The sequence below is a fragment of the Streptomyces sp. NPDC004542 genome (genome assembly GCF_040610035.1).
Taxonomy (GTDB): domain Bacteria; phylum Actinomycetota; class Actinomycetes; order Streptomycetales; family Streptomycetaceae; genus Streptomyces.
This window is the reverse complement of sequence record NZ_JBEXLP010000030.1, coordinates 24,799-42,618: the sequence shown is the minus strand read 5'-3', so window position 1 is coordinate 42,618 and position 17,820 is coordinate 24,799. Positions and strand designations below refer to the sequence as shown.

Annotated in this window: 20 protein-coding genes; 7 read left to right on the top strand and 13 right to left on the bottom strand. The window is 73.6% G+C overall.

Annotation, left to right across the window (positions count from 1 at the left end):
- Positions 1–53 precede the first annotated feature (53 nt).
- Positions 54–938 (bottom strand): SDR family NAD(P)-dependent oxidoreductase, encoded by an 885-nt coding sequence (locus ABZX30_RS18480; RefSeq protein ID WP_355934660.1) that lies wholly within the window; start codon positions 936–938, stop codon positions 54–56.
- On the bottom strand, positions 938–1,735 hold the full coding sequence (locus ABZX30_RS18475; RefSeq protein ID WP_355934658.1) for an acetoacetate decarboxylase family protein: 798 nt from the start codon (positions 1,733–1,735) through the stop codon (positions 938–940). The genes ABZX30_RS18480 and ABZX30_RS18475 overlap by 1 nt, the downstream gene beginning before the upstream one ends.
- Before the next feature lie 161 nt (positions 1,736–1,896).
- Between ABZX30_RS18475 and ABZX30_RS18470 the strand changes: the two genes are divergently transcribed.
- From ABZX30_RS18470 to ABZX30_RS18450, 5 genes are all read left to right on the top strand, one after another.
- Positions 1,897–2,895, top strand: coding sequence for a DEDDh family exonuclease (locus ABZX30_RS18470; RefSeq protein WP_355934657.1), 999 nt, complete (start codon positions 1,897–1,899; stop codon positions 2,893–2,895).
- Between the two features lie 219 nt (positions 2,896–3,114).
- Positions 3,115–3,348: a hypothetical protein gene (locus ABZX30_RS18465; RefSeq protein ID WP_355934655.1), complete on the top strand. Its 234-nt coding sequence runs from the start codon at positions 3,115–3,117 to the stop codon at positions 3,346–3,348.
- Positions 3,349–3,397: 49 nt separating this feature from the next.
- Positions 3,398–4,192 carry an SURF1 family protein gene (locus tag ABZX30_RS18460; RefSeq protein WP_355934653.1) on the top strand — a complete coding sequence of 265 codons (795 nt, stop codon included), beginning with the start codon at positions 3,398–3,400 and terminating at the stop codon, positions 4,190–4,192.
- A gap of 105 nt (positions 4,193–4,297) precedes the next feature.
- Positions 4,298–6,082 carry a glycoside hydrolase family 15 protein gene (locus ABZX30_RS18455; RefSeq protein WP_355934651.1) on the top strand — a complete coding sequence of 595 codons (1,785 nt, stop codon included), beginning with the start codon at positions 4,298–4,300 and terminating at the stop codon, positions 6,080–6,082.
- A 5-nt stretch (positions 6,083–6,087) separates the two neighbouring features.
- Positions 6,088–6,843: an SDR family oxidoreductase gene (locus tag ABZX30_RS18450; RefSeq protein WP_355934649.1), complete on the top strand. Its 756-nt coding sequence runs from the start codon at positions 6,088–6,090 to the stop codon at positions 6,841–6,843.
- A gap of 5 nt (positions 6,844–6,848) precedes the next feature.
- Here the strand turns inward: ABZX30_RS18450 and amaP are convergent, their stop codons facing one another.
- Genes amaP through ABZX30_RS18425 form a run of 5 tightly spaced genes read right to left on the bottom strand, consistent with a single transcriptional unit; the run spans position 6,849 to position 9,206 of the window.
- Positions 6,849–7,436, bottom strand: coding sequence for an alkaline shock response membrane anchor protein AmaP (gene amaP, locus ABZX30_RS18445; RefSeq protein ID WP_355934647.1), 588 nt, complete (start codon positions 7,434–7,436; stop codon positions 6,849–6,851).
- The gene (locus ABZX30_RS18440; protein ID WP_355934645.1) at positions 7,433–8,089 is read right to left on the bottom strand and encodes a DUF6286 domain-containing protein; all 657 of its coding nucleotides are present in this window, start codon (positions 8,087–8,089) and stop codon (positions 7,433–7,435) included. The genes amaP and ABZX30_RS18440 overlap by 4 nt, the downstream gene beginning before the upstream one ends.
- Positions 8,086–8,469 (bottom strand): Asp23/Gls24 family envelope stress response protein, encoded by a 384-nt coding sequence (locus ABZX30_RS18435; RefSeq protein WP_355934644.1) that lies wholly within the window; start codon positions 8,467–8,469, stop codon positions 8,086–8,088. The genes ABZX30_RS18440 and ABZX30_RS18435 overlap by 4 nt, the downstream gene beginning before the upstream one ends.
- Entirely contained in the window at positions 8,466–8,660 is a 195-nt protein-coding gene (locus ABZX30_RS18430; protein WP_355934642.1) for a hypothetical protein, read from the bottom strand. Before ABZX30_RS18430 ends, ABZX30_RS18435 begins: the two co-directional genes overlap by 4 nt.
- A 48-nt stretch (positions 8,661–8,708) precedes the next feature.
- Positions 8,709–9,206 (bottom strand): Asp23/Gls24 family envelope stress response protein, encoded by a 498-nt coding sequence (locus ABZX30_RS18425; RefSeq protein ID WP_355934640.1) that lies wholly within the window; start codon positions 9,204–9,206, stop codon positions 8,709–8,711.
- 87 nt (positions 9,207–9,293) lie between these two features.
- Here ABZX30_RS18425 and ABZX30_RS18420 point away from each other — a divergent pair, with 87 nt between their 5' ends.
- Positions 9,294–10,025 (top strand): nucleopolyhedrovirus P10 family protein, encoded by a 732-nt coding sequence (locus tag ABZX30_RS18420; RefSeq protein ID WP_355934639.1) that lies wholly within the window; start codon positions 9,294–9,296, stop codon positions 10,023–10,025.
- A gap of 178 nt (positions 10,026–10,203) precedes the next feature.
- Here ABZX30_RS18420 and ABZX30_RS18415 read toward each other — a convergent pair whose 3' ends face one another.
- The 3 genes from ABZX30_RS18415 to ABZX30_RS18405 form a co-directional block, all read right to left on the bottom strand.
- On the bottom strand, positions 10,204–11,016 hold the full coding sequence (locus tag ABZX30_RS18415; protein WP_355934637.1) for an enoyl-CoA hydratase/isomerase family protein: 813 nt from the start codon (positions 11,014–11,016) through the stop codon (positions 10,204–10,206).
- A gap of 106 nt (positions 11,017–11,122) precedes the next feature.
- On the bottom strand, positions 11,123–11,344 hold the full coding sequence (locus ABZX30_RS18410; protein ID WP_004002281.1) for a helix-turn-helix domain-containing protein: 222 nt from the start codon (positions 11,342–11,344) through the stop codon (positions 11,123–11,125).
- Positions 11,345–11,679: 335 nt separating this feature from the next.
- Positions 11,680–13,278: an ABC-F family ATP-binding cassette domain-containing protein gene (locus ABZX30_RS18405; protein WP_355934635.1), complete on the bottom strand. Its 1,599-nt coding sequence runs from the start codon at positions 13,276–13,278 to the stop codon at positions 11,680–11,682.
- A gap of 560 nt (positions 13,279–13,838) precedes the next feature.
- Between ABZX30_RS18405 and ABZX30_RS18400 the strand changes: the two genes are divergently transcribed.
- A complete protein-coding gene (locus tag ABZX30_RS18400; protein ID WP_355934633.1) occupies positions 13,839–14,252 on the top strand; it encodes a VOC family protein in 414 nt (137 codons plus the stop codon).
- Between the two features lie 18 nt (positions 14,253–14,270).
- On the opposite strand, the gene ABZX30_RS18395 is transcribed toward ABZX30_RS18400, so the two are convergent.
- From ABZX30_RS18395 to ABZX30_RS18385, 3 genes are all read right to left on the bottom strand, one after another.
- Positions 14,271–15,617 (bottom strand): hypothetical protein, encoded by a 1,347-nt coding sequence (locus ABZX30_RS18395; RefSeq protein WP_355934745.1) that lies wholly within the window; start codon positions 15,615–15,617, stop codon positions 14,271–14,273.
- 244 nt (positions 15,618–15,861) lie between these two features.
- Positions 15,862–16,989, bottom strand: a complete 1,128-nt coding sequence (locus tag ABZX30_RS18390; protein WP_355934631.1) for an alpha/beta fold hydrolase — start codon at positions 16,987–16,989, stop codon at positions 15,862–15,864.
- A 154-nt stretch (positions 16,990–17,143) separates the two neighbouring features.
- A complete protein-coding gene (locus tag ABZX30_RS18385; protein WP_355934629.1) occupies positions 17,144–17,812 on the bottom strand; it encodes a class II aldolase/adducin family protein in 669 nt (222 codons plus the stop codon).
- Positions 17,813–17,820 lie beyond the last annotated feature (8 nt).

Here is a 17,820-nt window from a genome sequence, read left to right as displayed (position 1 = left end):
GGTCCCCTCTTTCGTTGGCGGTCTCGGCGTCGGCAGGCGAGCGCGGCAGCAGTTCAGTCAAGGACGAATCGTTCGAGGTACGCCGGGTTCGTACGGTCGAGCATCGACGCGGCCCGGGCCCGGATCTGCGCGTCGCTGTGCTCGCTCGGCGGCAGCAGCCAGAAGCGGCCGGCGCGGATGCCGTCCACGACGAGGCCGGCGACCTCCTCGACGGGCGTGAAGCGGACCTCCTTGCCCGCCGCGCGCATCGCCGTCTCCCACTGGTCGAGGCTGCGGTACGGGGTCCTGCGGGGCCGTTGCTTGGCGTAGCGGGCGGGCCGGTTGCGGTGCGACTCCCACAGGCCGGTGCGCAGCATGTGCGGGCCGGGGAAGAGCACCGAGGCCCCCACGCGCGCGTGTTCCGCCTTCAGGTGGGCGTACAGGGACTCGGTCAGCGTGACGACGGCCGCCTTGGTGACGGCGTACACGGAGGCCGTGGGCAGCGGGGCGATGCCGCCGTCACCGGAGGAGGTGTTGACGACATGACCGGGCTCACCCGACTCGATCATCCGGGGCACGAACGCCTGGACGCCGTGGAAGACGCCCCACACGTTGACGGAGAACGCCCACTTCCAGTCGTTCGGGTCGTGCTCCCACATGCGGCCCTCGGCGCCCGAGCCGACCCCGGCGTTGTTGCACAGGACGTGTACGGCGCCGTACCTCTCGTACGCCGACTCGGCCAGTTCCACGACCTGTTCGCGGAGCGAGACGTCGACCACGCGCGCGTGCACGTCCGCGCCGTCCGCGCGCAGGCCGTCGGCGGCCTTGTCCAGGGCGGCCCCCTCGACGTCGGCGAGGACCACCTTCAGGCCCTCGGCCGCGAACCGCCGGGCCATGGCGAGGCCGATCCCGCTCGCGGCGCCGGTGACCACGGCCACTTGCCCTTCCCGCAGCCGCATCAGACGCTCCCTTCCGGGGGTGCGTCCAGGACCTGGCGCGGATCGTCGTACCGCTGGTGGACGTAGGGCAACAGCGCGCGCGGGTCGACCCGTTCGGCGACCCGGCCGCGCTGGTCGCTGGTCTTCTGCCCGAGGGTGATCTCCACGAGGCGCAGGACCGGCAGGTCGGCGACGGGGTCGTACCGGGACTCGCGCAGCACCACCTCTCCGGTGACCGCCTCCAGCGCGCGTACCCTCTCGTGGCGCACGCAGTGCACCAGCAGCGGGTCGCCGTCGAAGCCGGAACCGTCGACGGCGGGCAGGAACTTGAAGTAGAAGTCGGTCCTCCGCGCCGGCTCGGGCAGGGGCAGCGCGCCGCGCACCTCGCCGCGCACCTCGACGAAGGCGGTGCCGTGCCGGGCCATCGACGCCCGCACCACCGGGCCGTCCCGCTCGACGGTCACCTCGCCGAGCTTCTTGGGCTCCCCGAAGACCTCGCGGCCGCCGGTGAGGGCGCGCTCGTGGGTCATCGGCATCACCAGCGGATACCAGCCCTCGGTGTCGCCGTGGGCGGCGGCCACCGCGAACGAGCCCGCGCCGAGCGGATGTCCGGGCAGCTCGACGTTGCTGACGGTGACCCGGACCAGGGGGCGTCCGGTGGGCCCCAGCGGGGGTGGCAGCACCGCGGCCACCGCGTCCGGATCGGTCTCCCAGAGGGCCACCACGCCGGTGGACCAGATGTCGGGGAGCTTCGCGCTCGCGGTGCGCGCGGCCGTGACCTCCGCCTCGGTCCGTGCGCCGTACCGTACGCGTGCCATACGCCGTACCGCCCTTCCCTGGGCCGTCAACCGCCGGGCGGCAGCACGGTGGCACCGTGCGGCGAAGGTGTCCATAGCCACGCACCGGCAACGGCCGGGTGCGGCGACGTACCCAACCTCCGGGAGGGGACTGTCAGTCGCGGCCCGTATCCTCAGTGACCATGCTCGAAGACCGCACGACGGAAGCCTCCTCGCCCACCCGGTGGCCGGCCGCGTATCCCCACGGATACGCGGTCGTTGACGTGGAGACCACGGGCCTGGCCCGGGACGACCGGATCATCTCCGCGGCCGTCTACCGGCTGGACGCACGCGGTGAGGTCGAGGACCACTGGTACACGCTGGTCAACCCGGAGCGGGATCCGGGGCCCGTGTGGATCCACGGCCTGACGAGCGAGGTCCTCGAGGGCGCGCCGCTGTTCGCCGACATCGCCGAGGAGTTCGCCGCCCGGCTCGCGGACCGGGTGCTGGTCGCGCACAACGCCGTCTTCGACTGGCAGATGATCGCCCGGGAGTACGCGCGCGCGGAGCGCGAGGCCCCGGTGCGGCAGCGGCTGTGCACGATCGCGCTGTCGAAGGAACTCGGCCTGCCGCTGCCGAACCACAAGCTGGAGTCGCTGGCGGCCCACTTCGGCGTCGTGCAGCGGCGCGCGCACCACGCGCTGGACGACGCGCGTGTGCTCGCCGAGGCGTTCCGGCCCAGTCTGCGGGCCGCCGCGCAGGGCGGGGTGCGGCTGCCGCTGCTGGAGTGCCGGCCGCTGACCGAGTGGCAGGACCGGCCCGCGCCCCGGATCGGCCGCCAGGCCGGCGGCGGGGGGTACGGCGGTTACCGCCCCGGCACCTGGCGTCCGGCCCGCAAGCGGCCCGCGTGCCCCTACCCCAACCCGGGGCGGTACGAAGAAGGCGAACGCCTCAAGCAGGGCATGCGGGTGGCGTTCTCCGGGGACACGTCGGTCGAGCGCGAGCTGCTGGAGGACCGGGCGACCGAGGCGGGGCTGCACGTCGCGACCAGCCTGTCCCGGCTGACCAGTCTCCTCGTGACCAACGACCCCGGCTCGGGCACGTCGAAGGCGGTCAAGGCGCGGCAGTACGGGACACCGGTGGTGGACGAGGCGGCGTTCGGGCAGCTTCTCGCCGATGTGGAGCCCGCGTCGGAGGAGTGACCGCGCGGCGGACCACACGAAAGGGTGACCGCACGAAGCGGAGACCGCACGAAGGGGTGACCTGACGAAGGGGTGACCGCACGAAGCGGTGATCACACGAAGGAGTGGTCGCACGGACGGGTGACCGTACGGACGGGTGACCGTACGGACGGGTGATTGCCGCGCGACTCGCCCGGCGGCGGCTCGCCCGGGCGGCGACGACGGCTCACCCTGAGGCGCATGGCGAGATGTGAAGTCTGCGGCAATGACTACGGTATGACCTTCGAGGTGCACGCCCAGGGCGCTGTGCACGTCTTCGACTGCTTCTCCTGCGCGATCCACCGCATGGCGCCGCTGTGCGAACACTGCCGGGTGCAGATCATCGGCCAGGGTGTCGAGGCCGACGGTCACTTCTACTGCGGCGCCCACTGCGCGCGCTCGGAGGGGAAGGTGGGCATCGTCGACAACGTGTGACCCGGTACCCGCGCGTTCGCACCCCTCGACCGAGTTGTACGGTCGTGGGGTGCACCGCTACCGCTTCCTGCTGACCCGCCAGTGGGTGATCCTCACCCTGGTGGCCCTGCTGCTGATCCCCACCATGATCTGGCTGGGTTTCTGGCAGCAGCACCGGTACGAGATGCGCAGTACCCGCAACCAGCTGGTCGCCGAGGCGCTGGCGGCCCGTCCGGTGCCCGTGGAACGGCTGACCTCCCCGGGGCACGCCGTCACCCGCACCGAGAAGTACCACAGGGTCACCGCGACCGGCACCTTCGACACCGCGCACGAAGTGGTCGTCCGGCGTCGTGTGAACGCCGACGACGAGGTCGGCTTCCACGTGCTGACGCCGCTCGTGCTGGCGGACGGCAAGGTGCTGCTGGTCAACCGCGGCTGGATCCCGGCGGACGGAGCCCAGACCGCCTTCCCGAAGATCCCCGCACCGCCCGCGGGCCGGGTCACCGTCACCGGGCGGCTGATGGCCGACGAGACGACGGCGGCCAGCGGCATCAAGGAGGTCGAGGGGCTGCCGGACCGGCAGATCATGCTGATCAACAGCGAGCAGCAGGCCCGGCGGCTGAACGCCCGGGTGCTCGGCGGCTACATCCAGCAGACCGCTCCGGAGCCCAGGGGCGACACGCCCGAGCTGCTCTCCGACCCCGGCAAGGAAGACGCGCCGCTGAACTACGCGTACATGATCCAGTGGTGGCTGTTCGCCGCGGGCGTCCCGTACGGCTGGTTCGTCCTGGTCCGCCGCGAGCAGCGGTCCCGGGCGGAGGCGGACGGGCAACCGAGCGAGGAGCCGGCGACCGCCGCGGTGTGAGCACCGCCGCCGGCCCGTCGGGGAGCGGTCCCACCGCCGCGCGCGGTCACCTTCCCGGACCAGCCGGCTGATTGTGGCCGCGGCCCACCGGGAATCCCGAAACCCGTGCATCCGCGCATCGAGGACTACGCCCTCATCGGCGACGAGCAGACCGCGGCCCTGATCGGCCGGGACGGCTCCGTCGACTGGCTGTGCCTGCCCCGCTTCGACTCCGCCGCCTGCTTCGCCAGGCTGCTGGGCGACGAGGAGCACGGTCACTGGAGGATCGCCCCCGCCGGGGCCGGCCCCTGCACCCGCCGCGCCTACCGCCGCGACACCCTCGTCCTCGACACCGAGTGGGACACCCCGCAGGGCTCGGTCCGGGTCACGGACCTGATGCCGCAGCGCGACCGCGCGCCCGACCTCGTACGCGTCGTCGAGGGCCTCTCCGGCCGGGTCACCGTCCGCAGCACCCTGCGCCTGCGCTTCGACTACGGCTCGGTCGTGCCGTGGATGCGCCGGTCCGACGGCCACCGGGTCGCCGTCGCGGGGCCGGACTCGGTGTGGCTGCGCAGCGAACCGGCGGTGCGCACCTGGGGCGAGGACTTCGGCACGCACTCGGAGTTCACCGTCACGGCGGGCGAGCGGGTCGCGTTCGTGCTCACCTGGCACCCCTCGCACCAGCCGCGCCCGCCCCTCATCGACCCGTACGGCTCCCTGCGGGACAGTGTCCGGGACTGGCGGCGCTGGGCTTCCCGCTGCCGCTACCGGGGGCCGTACCGGGACGCGGTCGTCCGCTCCCTGATCACCCTCAAGGCCCTCACCTACGCGCCGACCGGAGGCATCGTCGCCGCGGCCACCACCTCGCTCCCGGAGGAACCGGGGGGCGTGCGCAACTGGGACTACCGCTACTGCTGGCTGCGCGACTCCACCCTCACCCTCGGCGCCCTGCTGGCCGTGGGCTACCACGAGGAGGCGGAGGCCTGGCGCGACTGGCTGGTGCGCGCGGTCGCGGGCGACCCGGCGGACCTGCAGATCATGTACGGCCTCGCCGGTGAGCGCCGGCTGCCCGAGTTCGAACTGCCCTGGCTGCCCGGGTTCGCCGGTTCGGCGCCCGTACGGATCGGCAACGAAGCCGTCAGGCAGCTCCAGCTGGACGTGTACGGCGAGGTCATGGACTCGCTGTCGCTGGCCCGGCACGCGGGCCTGCCGCCGGAGGCGCACATCTGGTCGTTGCAGGCCGTGCTGCTGGAGTTCCTGCGCTCGGCGTGGCGGCAGCCGGACGAGGGCCTGTGGGAGGTGCGCGGCGGACGGCGGCAGTTCGTGCACTCCAAGGTGATGGTGTGGGTGGCCGCCGACCGTGCGGTGCGCACCCTGGAGGAGCACCCCGAACTGCACGGCGACCTCGACGGCTGGCGCACGCTCCGCGACGAGGTGCACCGGGAGGTGTGCGAGAAGGGCTACGACCCCGAGCGGCGGACCTTCACACAGTTCTACGGCTCGCGTGAACTCGACGCGGCCGTGCTGCTCATCCCGCGGGTCGGCTTCCTGCCGCCCGACGACCCGCGGGTGATCGGCACGGTCGACGCCGTCCGCGCCGGACTCGGGCAGGGCGGTTTCGTGCGCCGGTACGACACCGGCGACACGGCCGTCGACGGGATGCCCGGCGAGGAGGGGGTCTTCCTGGCGTGCTCGTTCTGGCTCGCGGACGCCCTGCACATGACGGGCCGGACGAAGGAGGCCCGTCAGCTGTTCGAACGGCTGGTGGGCGTCGCCAACGACGTGGGGCTGCTGTCCGAGGAGTACGACCCGGTGGCCGGCTGCCAGCTGGGCAACTTCCCGCAGGCGTTCAGCCACATCGGGCTGGTCAACACCGCCCTCGCCCTGTTCGGGAGCGACGAGGCAGGATAGGGGGCATGGATCTTGGACTGAAGGACCGGGTGTACGTCGTCACCGGGGCCACGCGCGGCCTGGGCCACGCCGCCGCGCGCGAGCTCGTCGCCGACGGGGCGAAGGTGGTCGTCACGGGCCGGGACGGGAAGCGGGTCGCCGACGCGGCGGCCGGGCTGGGCCCGAACGCGGCCGGTACGGCCGTCGACAACGCCGACCCGCAGGCCGCCGAGCGGCTGATCGCGACCGCCCGCGAGCGCTTCGGCCGCTTCGACGGCGTCCTGATCAGCGTCGGCGGGCCGCCGCCGGGGTTCGTCGCCGACAACACGGACGAGCAGTGGCGGGAGGCGTTCGAGTCGGTGTTCCTGGGCGCGGTGCGGCTGGCCCGCGCGGCGGCCGGGGAGCTGGAGCCGGGCGGGGTCATCGCGTTCGTGCTGTCCGGTTCGGTGCACGAGCCGATTCCTGGGCTGACCGTCTCCAACGGGCTGCGGCCGGGGCTCGCCGGGTTCGCCAAGTCCCTCGCGGACGAGCTGGGTCCGCGCGGGATCCGGGTGGTGGGGCTGCTCCCCTCGCGCATCGACACGGACCGCGTGCGCGAACTGGACGGGATGTCGGCGGACCCGGAGGCCACCAGGGCCGCCAACGAGTCGCGGATTCCGCTGCGGCGGTACGGGACGCCCGAGGAGTTCGGCCGGGTGGCCGCGTTCCTGCTGTCCCCGGCCGCGTCCTACCTGACGGGGATCATGCTGCCCGTCGACGGCGGGACGCGGCACGGGTTCTGAACGTCTCAGGTCACCCGTTCCGCCTTGTGCCCGACCGTCCGCAGGCGCACCTCCGCCGGGAGCCCCGCCAGTCCCGCCGACTCGCGTGCGCGGGCCAGCGCCTGCGCCGTCAGCTCGTGCAGGACGGTTCCGGGATCGACGTCGGGCTCCAGCCGCAGCCACACCCGTACCCGGGGAGCCGTACGCCGGCCGGTCAGCAGCAGATGGGTGTGGGCCACGCCTTCCTGGCGTTCCGCGTCGGCGGCCAGGACGCCTTCCAGGGCCCGGCCGCGCAGCAGGGCGCCCTCGCCGTCGCCGGTGTCGACGAGCACCTCGGCGAGCCGGCGGCGGCGCAGTACCGCCGTCAGCCACCACAGGGCGAGCAGGACCAGGAGGGCGAGCGCGGCGAGGACGGCCGGCCACCACCAGCCGGCGTCCTGCCAGCGCGTCCGCTCGGCGTGGCTGAGCAGCACGTCGTGCCGGCCGGTGTGGATCCACCAGGAGGGCGGCCGGACGCCGAGTCCGACGGCCAGCACCGAGCCGCCGAGGGCGATCAGCAGCAGCCCGACCAGTCCCGTGAGCGTGCGGTCGACGGCCCTGAGCACCGTCCTCACCCCTTCCGTCCGGGACGGCCGACGCGCACCGACAGCGCGGGCGGCCGGGTCAGGCCGAGGCCCTGTACGGCCGCGGTGAGCGCGGTGTCCAGGTCGGCGCGTACGTCGTCGAGGTCGCGGAAGTGCGAGACGGCGCGGACGTCGGCCTTCCTGCGGCCCATCCGCACCCGCACCGACCGTACGCCCGAGATCTCCATGGCCCGGTCGCGCAGCACCAGGGCGGCCGCCGCGCGCTCCAGACCGGCGCGCACGTCGGGATGCGGGCGCCGCATCGGCAGGAGGTCCCGCAGTCCGGGGGTGACCGCGAGCACGAGGAGCCAGAGGCCGAGGGCCAGGGCGACGCCCGCGCCGGTCAGCACCCAGGTGTCGTCGAGCTGCCGTTCGGCGAGCTGCCGGGCCAGGGCGGGGCGCCAGCTCATGGCGGGCCGGTGGGCGCGGACGGCGGCGATGTCGTAGAGGAAGACGCCCGCGCCGAGCAGGAGGAGTGCGGCGACGATGCCCGCGGGCACGCGGCGGGCCGACCAGAAGCGGCCGTCGCGTCCGCCGTCCGCCACCGGCGGAGGCGCCTGTGCCGGTGGGGACGTCCGCTCCGCCTTCTCCATGACGACCGGCAGCGGCTGGGTGGTGCCGTCGGTCCCCGGGGGTTCGCTCATCGGGTCCTCCCCTGTGCAGTCCCCTGCGCATGCGCCGGGTGCAGCCGCTCCACCCGGACGGCGACCTCCGGCACCTCCATTCCCGCCAACGCGGTCACCCGCTCGGCGACCCGGCGACGCACCGCCCGGCAGCGGGCGGGGATGTCGGCCGGGTAGCCGAGCTCCAGGTGGACCCGGACCCGGACGGTGCCGTGGTGGACGACGACGGTGGCACGGGGCGGGTCCGCCTGCCCGGCCAGCGGGCCGAGCGCCTCGCGTGCCGCCTGGGCCGCGATCTTCGCGACGACCCCGTCGGCGATCCGCAGGGAGCCGCGCTCGCCGGGCGCCACGACGGTCACGGGGGCACGCGCCTCGGCGGTACCGCCGCTCACGGAGGTCACCGCCGCCGTTCGCGCCGGTCGTCCCGGGTGCGGAAGAGATCGCCGGGCTCCAGGTCCCCCTCGAGGAACCGGCCGACGACGAACCCGACGGCGCCCAAGGCGGCCACCAGCAGGAAGGCACCGAATCCGCCGAAGTACCCGGCGAAGCCCAGCGCCATCCCGGCGATCATGCCGACCACGGCCATGCTCATGGTGCGCTCCTCAGCTTCTCAGCCGTGCGTTGTCCGGACCGCCGGGCGTCACTGGATCCGGGGCTCCGGCTCCTCTTCTTCTTCCTCCGGAAGTTTGACATCACTCACCGCGATGTTGACCTCGACCACCTCGAGCCCGGTCATCCGCTCCACCGCGGTGATCACGTTCTCCCGCACGGCGTGCGCGACGTCGGAGATCGCCACGCCGTAGTCCACGACGATCTCCAGGTCGAGCGCGGTCTGCACCTCACCGACCTCGGCCTTCACTCCGCGGGTCACCGACTTCGTGCTGCCGGGCACCCGGTCCCGCACGGCGCCGAAGGTCCGGGCGAGTCCGCTGCCGAGCGCGTGCACACCGACCACGTCGCGTGCGGCAAGCGCCGCGATCTTCTCCACGACCCCGTCGGCGATGGTGGTCCGCCCTCGGGTCGCGGGGCTCCCGGTCCCGCGCCGGGTCGGCTGCGCTCTGCGGGCCCCCGGTGTCTCGGACACCTCCTTGGCACCCGTGGGATCCGCCGTCGAGTCCTGATTCGTCATCTCGGTCATGGCCGTACGTCCTCTTCGGTCGTCCTTCTTCGACCACCGTAAGTGTGCTTGCGCCGGCCCGCTCCAGGGATACGGCAGGCTGGAGCAATGACGGCGGAGCGATGGGCACGGGCGGTACGGCAGCAGCTGGGCCTCGGCAGGCTGCTTCCGCTGGGCGGCGCGCGGGACGGCGCGTGGATCACGGAGAGGGCGGCGGCGGAGCTGCTGCTGCGGGCGGCGCGGGACGTGACGGGTGCGCACCTGGGCACGCTGCGGCTCGGACCCGCCGGGCCGGGGGGCACCGAGGAGTCCGCGGTGCCCCGGCCGCCGAGTGCCCTGCCGCCGGGTCCGCTCCGGCTGACGGCCGACTTCACGGCCACGGCGGCCGTGCCCCTGCCGGACACGGCGTCCCGTCTGCGCCTGGTCCTGGCGACGGCCGCCGGGGAGGGTGTCGGCCTCGCGGTCACCGAGGTGGACCTCAGGGTGAGCGGCCTGCTGGACGACGAGGAGCCGCCCGCCCCGTCCCCCGAGGCGGAGCCCCTCGCGCCGACCGCGCCGGCCCCGGATTCCGCGGACGCCGACGAGGCCCGGGCCGCCGTGGCCGCCCTCTCCGTGCCCGGCGTGATCCGGCTGACCGGCGCGCTGGGCGGCGTGGGCCGGGCGGTGCACATCGAGGAACGGCGGGAGGAGTCCGCACTCGCGCGCCGCCACGTCCGGGTGGAGGTGGCGGTGGACGCCGCGTACCGGACCCTGGACGTGGCCCGGCAGGTGCGTGCGGCCGTCGGGGACGCGCTGCGGGACCATCCGACGGTGGCCGTGCTGGTGACGGCCGTCGGCTGAACGCGTACGGCTCATTCGCCGAGCCCGACCACGCCCCCCACCGCCGCGCCCGCGCCGCGCACTCCGCGACACACGCGCGACGGCCCCGACCGGACCGCGCCCCGCACCGGACCACGGACCCGGCGGGACCACCCGAGGCGGCCGTGCCGGTGACAACCGTCGGCCGAGCGCGTACGGCTCATTCGCCGAGGCCGGCCAGGTCCCTCAGTCGTCGTGCCTGGGCCAGGCGCTCCGCGGCGCGCTGTTCGTCGTAGGTGCGGCCGGCCGCCCCGCGCAGCAGGGCCTTGGTCTCCACGACCGCGTCGCGGGGTGCCGCCAGCAGCGCGGCCGTGAAGTCGCGGACCGTGCCGTCGAGTTCCTCCGCCGGCACCGCGATACTGGCGAGCCCCGAGCTCACCGCCTCCTCGGCCTGCACGAACCGCCCGGTCACGCAGATCTCCAGTGCCCTGGCGTACCCGACCAGTTCCACCAGCGGGTGCGTCCCCGTGAGGTCGGGCACGATGCCGAGGCTGGTCTCGCGCATGGCGAACTGCACATCGTGCGCGACGACGCGCAGGTCGCAGGCGAGGGCCAGCTGGAAGCCGGCACCGATGGCGTGCCCTTGGACGGCGGCGACGGACACGATGTCGTTCCGCCGCCACCAGGTGAACGCCTCCTGGTAGCCGGCGATGGTCGCGTCGAGCTCGGCGTCGGCACGCCGCGCGAGGTCGACGAAGGTCGGCTCGCCCTCGATCCCCTCGGTGGTGAACATCTGCCGGTCGAGCCCGGCGGAGAAGGACTTGCCCTCACCGCGCAGCACGACCGCCCGGACGGAGCCCGGCAGCAGCCGGCCGGCCTCGGCCAGCGCCCGCCACAGAGCGGGGCTCTGAACGTTGCGCTTGGCAGGGTTGGTCAGCGTCACCGTGGCGAGCGCGTCGTCGACGGTGAGTCGTACGCCGTCCTGGTCGAGCAGGGGAACCGGGGGAACAGGGTCCTTCTCGGGCGAAGCCATGGGACGCCTCCGATGCGTGCGGTCAGCTAAGTGACTGCACAGTAACCACCCGGTCGATCGCCCGACCGGCCGGGTGGCCACCATCGAAGCCGATGGGCCGCCCGGATCAGGACGATGCGGCCTTTTTACCCCTGGTCGCACCGCCACGCCCACGGAGCGTGACGCCCGACTCACTGAGCATCCGGTGCACGAAGCCATACGAGCGGCCGGTCTCCTCGGCCAGCGCCCGGATGCTCGCACCGGAGTCGTACTTCTTCTTCAGGTCTGCCGCGAGCTTGTCGCGCGCGGCGCCGGTCACCCGGCTGCCCTTCTTCAGAGTCTCGGCCACCCGTGCCTCCTCATGGGAAGTGCGCTCTGGTCTCCTCATGATCACCCCTCCGGGCCCCGATGGCCACCCATTCGGCAAGGTCCGTGAGACACGGTTTTGACGACAGGAGCACATCCCCACAAGCGGAACTGATGATTCCAGACGGGTTCGTCCGTACGGCCGAACGGGTTCACTCACGAAGCAGCAGGTCAGAGACGCGAAGCGGCCGACCCCTCGGTCATGGAGGAGTCGGCCGCGAAATCGATGTAGGACACACCTCGATACGAGGGAATCTCACACAGATGATGGATCACGGATCGGCCGAATGATCCATACGCAGTGGATCATCCATCCGATCACGCCAGGGTGACGAGGTCCGCGTAGTCGGAGCCCCACAGGTCCTCGACGCCGTCCGGCAGCAGAATGATCCGCTCCGGCTGGAGCGCCTCGACGGCGCCCTCGTCGTGGGTGACGAGCACCACGGCCCCCTTGTAGGTGCGCAGCGCGCCGAGGATCTCCTCACGGCTGGCCGGGTCGAGGTTGTTGGTGGGCTCGTCCAGGAGCAGCACGTTGGCCGAGGACACCACCAGGGTCGCGAGGGCCAGGCGGGTCTTCTCGCCGCCGGAGAGCACGCCGGCCGGCTTGTCGACGTCGTCACCGGAGAAGAGGAACGAGCCCAGCACCTTGCGGACCTCCACGAGGTCCATGTCGGGGGCGGCCGAGCGCATGTTCTCCAGGACCGTGCGGTCGGCGTCCAGGGTCTCGTGCTCCTGGGCGTAGTAACCGAGCTTGAGGCCGTGGCCGGGGACGACCGCGCCGGTGTCCGGCTGCTCGACGCCCGCGAGGAGGCGGAGCAGGGTGGTCTTGCCCGCGCCGTTGAGGCCGAGGATGACCACCCGGGAGCCCTTGTCGATGGCCAGGTCGACGTCGGTGAAGATCTCCAGCGAGCCGTACGACTTCGACAGGCCCTCGGCCATCAGCGGGGTCTTGCCGCAGGGCGCGGGCTCGGGGAAACGGAGCTTGGCGACCTTGTCCGACTGGCGGACCGCGTCCAGACCGGCCAGCAGCTTGTCCGCGCGGCGGGCCATGTTCTGCGCGGCGACCGTCTTGGTGGCCTTGGCGCGCATCTTGTCGGCCTGGGAGTGCAGCGCGGCGGCCTTCTTCTCGGCGTTGGCGCGCTCCCGCTTGCGGCGCTTCTCGTCGGCCTCGCGCTGCTGCTGGTAGAGCTTCCAGCCCATGTTGTAGACGTCGATCGTCGAGCGGTTGGCGTCCAGGTAGAAGACCTTGTTGACGACCGTCTCGACCAGGTCGACGTCGTGGGAGATCACGATGAAGCCGCCGCGGTAGGTCTTGAGGTAGTCCCGCAGCCAGATGATCGAGTCGGCGTCGAGGTGGTTGGTCGGCTCGTCGAGCAGCAGCGTGTCGGCGTCGGAGAACAGGATCCGGGCCAGCTCGATGCGGCGGCGCTGACCGCCGGAGAGGGTGTGCAGCGGCTGGCCGAGCACGCGGTCGGGCAGGTTGAGCGCGGCGGCGATGGTGGCGGCCTCGGCCTCGGCGGCGTATCCGCCCTTGGTGAGGAACTCCGTCTCCTGGCGCTCGTACTGCCGCAGGGCCTTCTCCCGGGTGGCGCCCTGACCGTTGGCGATCCGCTGCTCGTTCTCGCGCATCTTGCGCAGCAGTACGTCGAGACCGCGCGCGGAGAGGATGCGGTCGCGGGCGAGGACGTCGAGGTCGCCGGTGCGGGGGTCCTGGGGCAGGTAGCCGACCTCACCCGAGCGGGCGATGGTACCGGCGGCCGGGATGCCCTCGCCGGCGAGGCACTTGGTCAGGGTGGTCTTCCCGGCGCCGTTGCGGCCGACCAGGCCGATGCGGTCGCCCTTGGTGACGCGGAAGGTGGCGTTCTCGAGCAGGATGCGGGCACCGGCGCGCAGCTCGATACCGGAGGCGGAGATCACGGACAGACTCCAGGGCGGAGGTAGGTGGCGGATGGGCGGCTGAGGACGTTCCCGCCGTCTAATGCGCGAGGAGAATGGCCATGGGCCAAGTCTAACGGGGCGGGGCAAGCGCTTTTTCTGCGCACGGATGTTCGAACCGTTGGCCGGGGCGGTACGGCCCGGCTCGCCGGCGGCGACGACCTGCGCGTTCCGGGGACCCCGCACGGTCCCGGGCGACGAGCGGGATCCGCCGTGAGGTACGGCACGTCCCGGTCGCGGGGCGTACCTCGCCGCGCGGGGAGCCGGGAGGCCGGTACCGCGCCGACGCCCGCCGGCGTCCGTGACGAACCGGCGTGCCGGCGTGCCGGATCACGATCGCGATCACTTGTCCGCGCGCGGACGTACGGCGTCCGGGTGAGCGCCGTCCGCGCGGCTCTCCGGTCGTACGCCTTCACGGGCGCCCTCCCCCGTGATCGCCACCGGCTCCCGCTCCGGCTGCCGCGCTCCCGGGGTGTGGCGGCGGGCGGTGTCAGACTGAACGACGAGGCGGGGACGACGGACGGACGGAGGGAGTGGTGGGCATGGCCGGCTCGGACGGTGTGCGGCCGAGCGTCTATCCGACGCTGCTGTACACGGACGCGAAGGCGGCGATCAAACAGCTCACGGAGGCCTTCGGCTTCACCGAACTGTCGTTGTACGAGGGTGCGGACGGCACGGTCCTGCACGCCGAGCTGGTGCACGGCAACGGCGGGGTGATGCTCGGCTCCAAGGGCCGGGACGGCGTCTTCGCGGAGGCGATGGGAGAGGCGGGCCCTACGGGGGTGTACGTCGTGGTGGACGACGTCGACGCCCACCACCGACGCGCCGTGGACCACGACGCGGAGATCCTGGTGCCCCCGACCGACCAGCCGTACGGCTCGCGGGACTACATGGCCCGGGACGTCGAGGGCAACATCTGGAGTTTCGGGACGTACGCCCCGGACATCGGGGCCTGACGGCCGTCCGGGCCGGCGCTACCCCCCGGTGTGCACCTGGAAGGCGGCCCGGCGCACGGCCTTGGCCAGGGCCGGGTCGGGGTGGGCGGCGGCGAGGGCGACCAGGACCTGCACGGTGCGCGGGTGACCGACCGCGCGGACCTCGTCCAGCAGCTGGGGCACGGTGGGCTGGACCGCGGACTCCAGGTGGCGTACGAGCAGCGGCGCCTCGCCGTGGTCGGCGACGGCGGCGGCGGTGTCCACCCACAGCCAGGTCGCCTCCTGACGGGTGAGGACCTCGTGGGCGTCCTCCGGGTCGGCCCCGTCGTGCTCGGCGAGCCACAGCAGGGCGTACGGCCTGAGCGTCGGCTCGTCGACGACGGCGCGCACGTCCGCCTCGGCGGGCGCGCCGACGACGCGCAGCGCCTCGAAGGCGAGTCCGCGCAGCAGGGCGTCCTCGCCGCGGGCGGCGTCGATGAGCTCGGTGACGGCGCCGCCGACGGGCCGGGCGGCGAGCCAGGCGCGGTATTCGGCGCGGGCCGCGTTGGGGCGCAGCTGGGCGCAGCCGCGCAGCATGTCCTCGGCGCCCTGCTCGATGTTCCCGGCGGGGCTCTGCGCGGCCACGCAGATCTGCTCCAGCTTGACCCACACCGCCCAGCTGCCCAGCGGGGTGAGGGTGGCCTGGCCGTCGCCGTAGGTGAGGGCGCCGACACAGGCGAGGGCGTGCAGGGCCCAGTCGAGCAGCGGCGCGAGGTCGGGCACCGGTTCCGCGGCCGGGGTGCCGGCGGCGGGCACGGCGCTGGTGGGGGCCTCGGGGTCGGGCTCGTAGGAGATCTCGCAGCGCTCGGTGCGCAGCTCGGTGACGCGCTGCTGGAGCAGGTCGAGGAGCTGCTCGACCGGGACGGGCCCGGCGGACAACTGCAGGAAGGAGAGCACCTGGGGCATGGCCGAGACGACCTCGGCGACGGCGGCGGGCTCGTGGTCCGGGGGCTCGGGGTGGGCGAGCGACCAGGCGTCGAAGAGGGCGACCCAGCCGCGCAGGACGGCGCTGTCGTCCCGGTCCCAGGCGCGCAGCCGCCAGCCGGGGCGCGCGCTGTCGCCGTGGACCTCGACGAGCCCGGCGAGGCGGGCGGTGTCCCAGTCGGCGCGGACCTGAGCGGCGGTCAGGCCCAGATCGCCGGCGGCGCGTTTCGCGGTCGTCTCCGAGAGGGTGGCCTTGCCGTCGGCGGTCGCGTCGTCGCCGCCTGGGCCGAGGGCGGCGTCGGCCCAGTGGGCCACGCGGGCCGCGTCGGCCAGGCGGGATCTGGCCATTCGGGCCAGCTCGGCGGGGGCGGGTGTGCCCTCCGGCGGGCGGGGTGCGGGGCGGCGCGAGCGCCGCTGGTTCATCGCTCGGGGGGCGGCGGCCAGGGGTCGCGGTCGGACGAGTCGAAGCCTGGAGTCGCGCGGGATACGGGACGTCACGGGTGCAGTCTTCCGGTTGACGGTCCGAAAACCCAAACGGAATGTCACGGCGGGCGACGGGGTGGGCCAACGGACGCGTGCTGACAGGCGGCGGGAGGGGTGTTCAGGCCAGTGGTACGGCCTTGAACGGAACGGCTGGAACCGGGGCGTCCGACCCCGTGGAGGGCGTTCACATCAGCGGCGTCAGGAACCGCCGTACCGTCTCCTCGTACTCCTCGGGGCCGGCGTTCCACATGGCGCCGTGCGGGGCGTCCGGCACGGTGTGCAGGACGACCCGGTCGGTGCGCCGGGCCGCGAGGCGGCGGGAGAACTCCCAGGGGGCCACCACGTCGTCCGGTCCGTGGATCAGCAGGGTGGGTACGCTCAGCCGCGCCGGGTCGGCGGTCACCGCGAGGCGGTCGGCGGCCAGGCCGGCGCGGCCCTGTGCGGCCCGCACGGCGAGCGGCAGCAGGAGGTCGGGCGTGCCGCGGGCCGCGGCGAGGGCGCGCAGCGTGGCCTCCCAGTCGAGCACCGGCGAGTCCAGCACGAGCCCGGAGACGTGCTCGCGCAGGGTGGAGCGCGCGGCGGCGCGCAGGACCATGGCGGCGCCGGTGGACCAGCCGTAGAGGACGACGCGCCGGGCGCCGTAGCGGACGGCGTAGCGGATGGCCGCGTCGACGTCGCGCCACTCGGTCTCGCCCAGGTGGTTCAGACCGTCCGGGGGGCGGGGGGCGCCGAGGTCGCCGCGGTAGGCGAGGGCGAGCACGGAGAACCGCAGGTCGTGCAGGAATCCCATGATGTTCATGGGGTGTTCGCGGGTGGTGCCGAGGCCGTGCACCGCGATCACCCAGGTGTCCCTGGCGCCGGGCACGAACCAGGCGGGCAGGGCGCCGAGTTCGCCCGGTACGTCGATGTCGGCGTGGTCGAGCCCGAGGGCGGCGCCCGGGTTGCCGACGTACAGGTTGGGGGTCAGCCAGACCTGGTCGCCGGGTTCGAGCGTGCCGTGGGTGACGCGTTCCAGACGGCGTACGACGGTGTCGGCGGAGGGCGCGGCGGCCTCGAGGACGGGGCCGACGACGGCGTGCGAGCCGTCGCCGGCCAGGCCGTAGGTGCCGGGGCGCAGGGAGGCCAGGGCGCGGGTGAGGGTGAGCCGGCCGGCGGCCATGGCGTGCACGGTGAGCCGGGGCTCGGTGGGCAGCGGTCTGCCGGGGGCCGCCTTGAGCGCGGCGTCGCTGGCCATCCGGCCGGCGGCCACACCGGCCGCGCCGGCCGCCAGGACCGCGGTGACGACCGAGGCCGCCGCTGTGACGGTGCGCACGGATCCAGTGTCCCGGTGGGCCGTCGTGGCGGCCAGCGGGAGCAGGTGTCGGGGTGACATGTCCTCGCGGGTTCCAGCGAGAGGCCACTTTCAATCCCCCGGACGGATCCGCGCCGGCGGGATTCCTGCCCGCGGTCGCCTCCGTCGGCCGCCCTCAGCTCCGCCGGCCGTACCCCCGCAGCTTCTCCCCGGCCGCCGCCAGTTGCCGCGGGGTCAGCAGGGACGGCGTCAGGCCGGGCACCGAGGACGCCGTCAGCCACAGGCGGCACATCCATTCCAGCTGGGCGGTACGGTCGTAGGCCTGGTCGAGGGTGGCGCCGTGGGTGATCGTGCCGTGGTTCTGCAGGAGGCAGCCGGAGCGGTCGGCGAGGGCGCGGAGCATGTTCTCGGCCAACTCCTCGGTGCCGTAGGTCGCGTAGCGGGCGACGCGGACCGGGCCGCCGAGGGCGGCGGACATGTAGTGGACCGCCGGGAGCTCGGCGACGAGGGTCGAGACGGCCGTGGCGTGCACGGCGTGGGTGTGGACGACGGCGGCGGCGTCGGTGGTGCGGTACACGGCGAGGTGCATGGGCAGTTCGCTGGTCGGGACCAGGGTGCCGAGCACCTGCCGTCCGGTGAGGTCGACGCCGGTCACGTCGTGCGGCGTCAGCCGGTCGTACGGGACGCCCGACGGAGTGACCAGCACGGTGTCGCCGACGCGCACCGACACGTTGCCGGAGGTGCCGACGACGAGTCCGTCGGCCACGGTCCGGCGGGCCGTCGCGACCAGCGCCTCCCAGGCCCGTGACTCCTGCTCACGTACACCCCTGCCCTCTTCAGCCATGGCCGTGA

Excerpts from the sequence above, each read along its gene's own strand:
- ABZX30_RS18480 (WP_355934660.1), bottom strand. The coding sequence starts at position 938 with ATGCGGCTGCGGGAAGGGCAAGTGGCCGTGGTCACCGGCGCCGCGAGC.
- ABZX30_RS18475 (WP_355934658.1), bottom strand. The coding sequence starts at position 1,735 with ATGGCACGCGTACGGTACGGCGCACGGACCGAGGCGGAGGTCACGGCC.
- ABZX30_RS18470 (WP_355934657.1), top strand. The coding sequence starts at position 1,897 with ATGCTCGAAGACCGCACGACGGAAGCCTCCTCGCCCACCCGGTGGCCG.
- ABZX30_RS18465 (WP_355934655.1), top strand. The coding sequence starts at position 3,115 with ATGGCGAGATGTGAAGTCTGCGGCAATGACTACGGTATGACCTTCGAG.
- ABZX30_RS18450 (WP_355934649.1), top strand. The coding sequence starts at position 6,088 with ATGGATCTTGGACTGAAGGACCGGGTGTACGTCGTCACCGGGGCCACG.
- ABZX30_RS18440 (WP_355934645.1), bottom strand. The coding sequence starts at position 8,089 with ATGAGCGAACCCCCGGGGACCGACGGCACCACCCAGCCGCTGCCGGTC.
- ABZX30_RS18430 (WP_355934642.1), bottom strand. The coding sequence starts at position 8,660 with ATGAGCATGGCCGTGGTCGGCATGATCGCCGGGATGGCGCTGGGCTTC.
- ABZX30_RS18425 (WP_355934640.1), bottom strand. The coding sequence starts at position 9,206 with ATGACCGAGATGACGAATCAGGACTCGACGGCGGATCCCACGGGTGCC.
- ABZX30_RS18420 (WP_355934639.1), top strand. The coding sequence starts at position 9,294 with ATGACGGCGGAGCGATGGGCACGGGCGGTACGGCAGCAGCTGGGCCTC.
- ABZX30_RS18415 (WP_355934637.1), bottom strand. The coding sequence starts at position 11,016 with ATGGCTTCGCCCGAGAAGGACCCTGTTCCCCCGGTTCCCCTGCTCGAC.
- ABZX30_RS18400 (WP_355934633.1), top strand. The coding sequence starts at position 13,839 with ATGGCCGGCTCGGACGGTGTGCGGCCGAGCGTCTATCCGACGCTGCTG.
- ABZX30_RS18395 (WP_355934745.1), bottom strand. The coding sequence starts at position 15,617 with ATGAACCAGCGGCGCTCGCGCCGCCCCGCACCCCGCCCGCCGGAGGGC.
- ABZX30_RS18385 (WP_355934629.1), bottom strand. The coding sequence starts at position 17,812 with ATGGCTGAAGAGGGCAGGGGTGTACGTGAGCAGGAGTCACGGGCCTGG.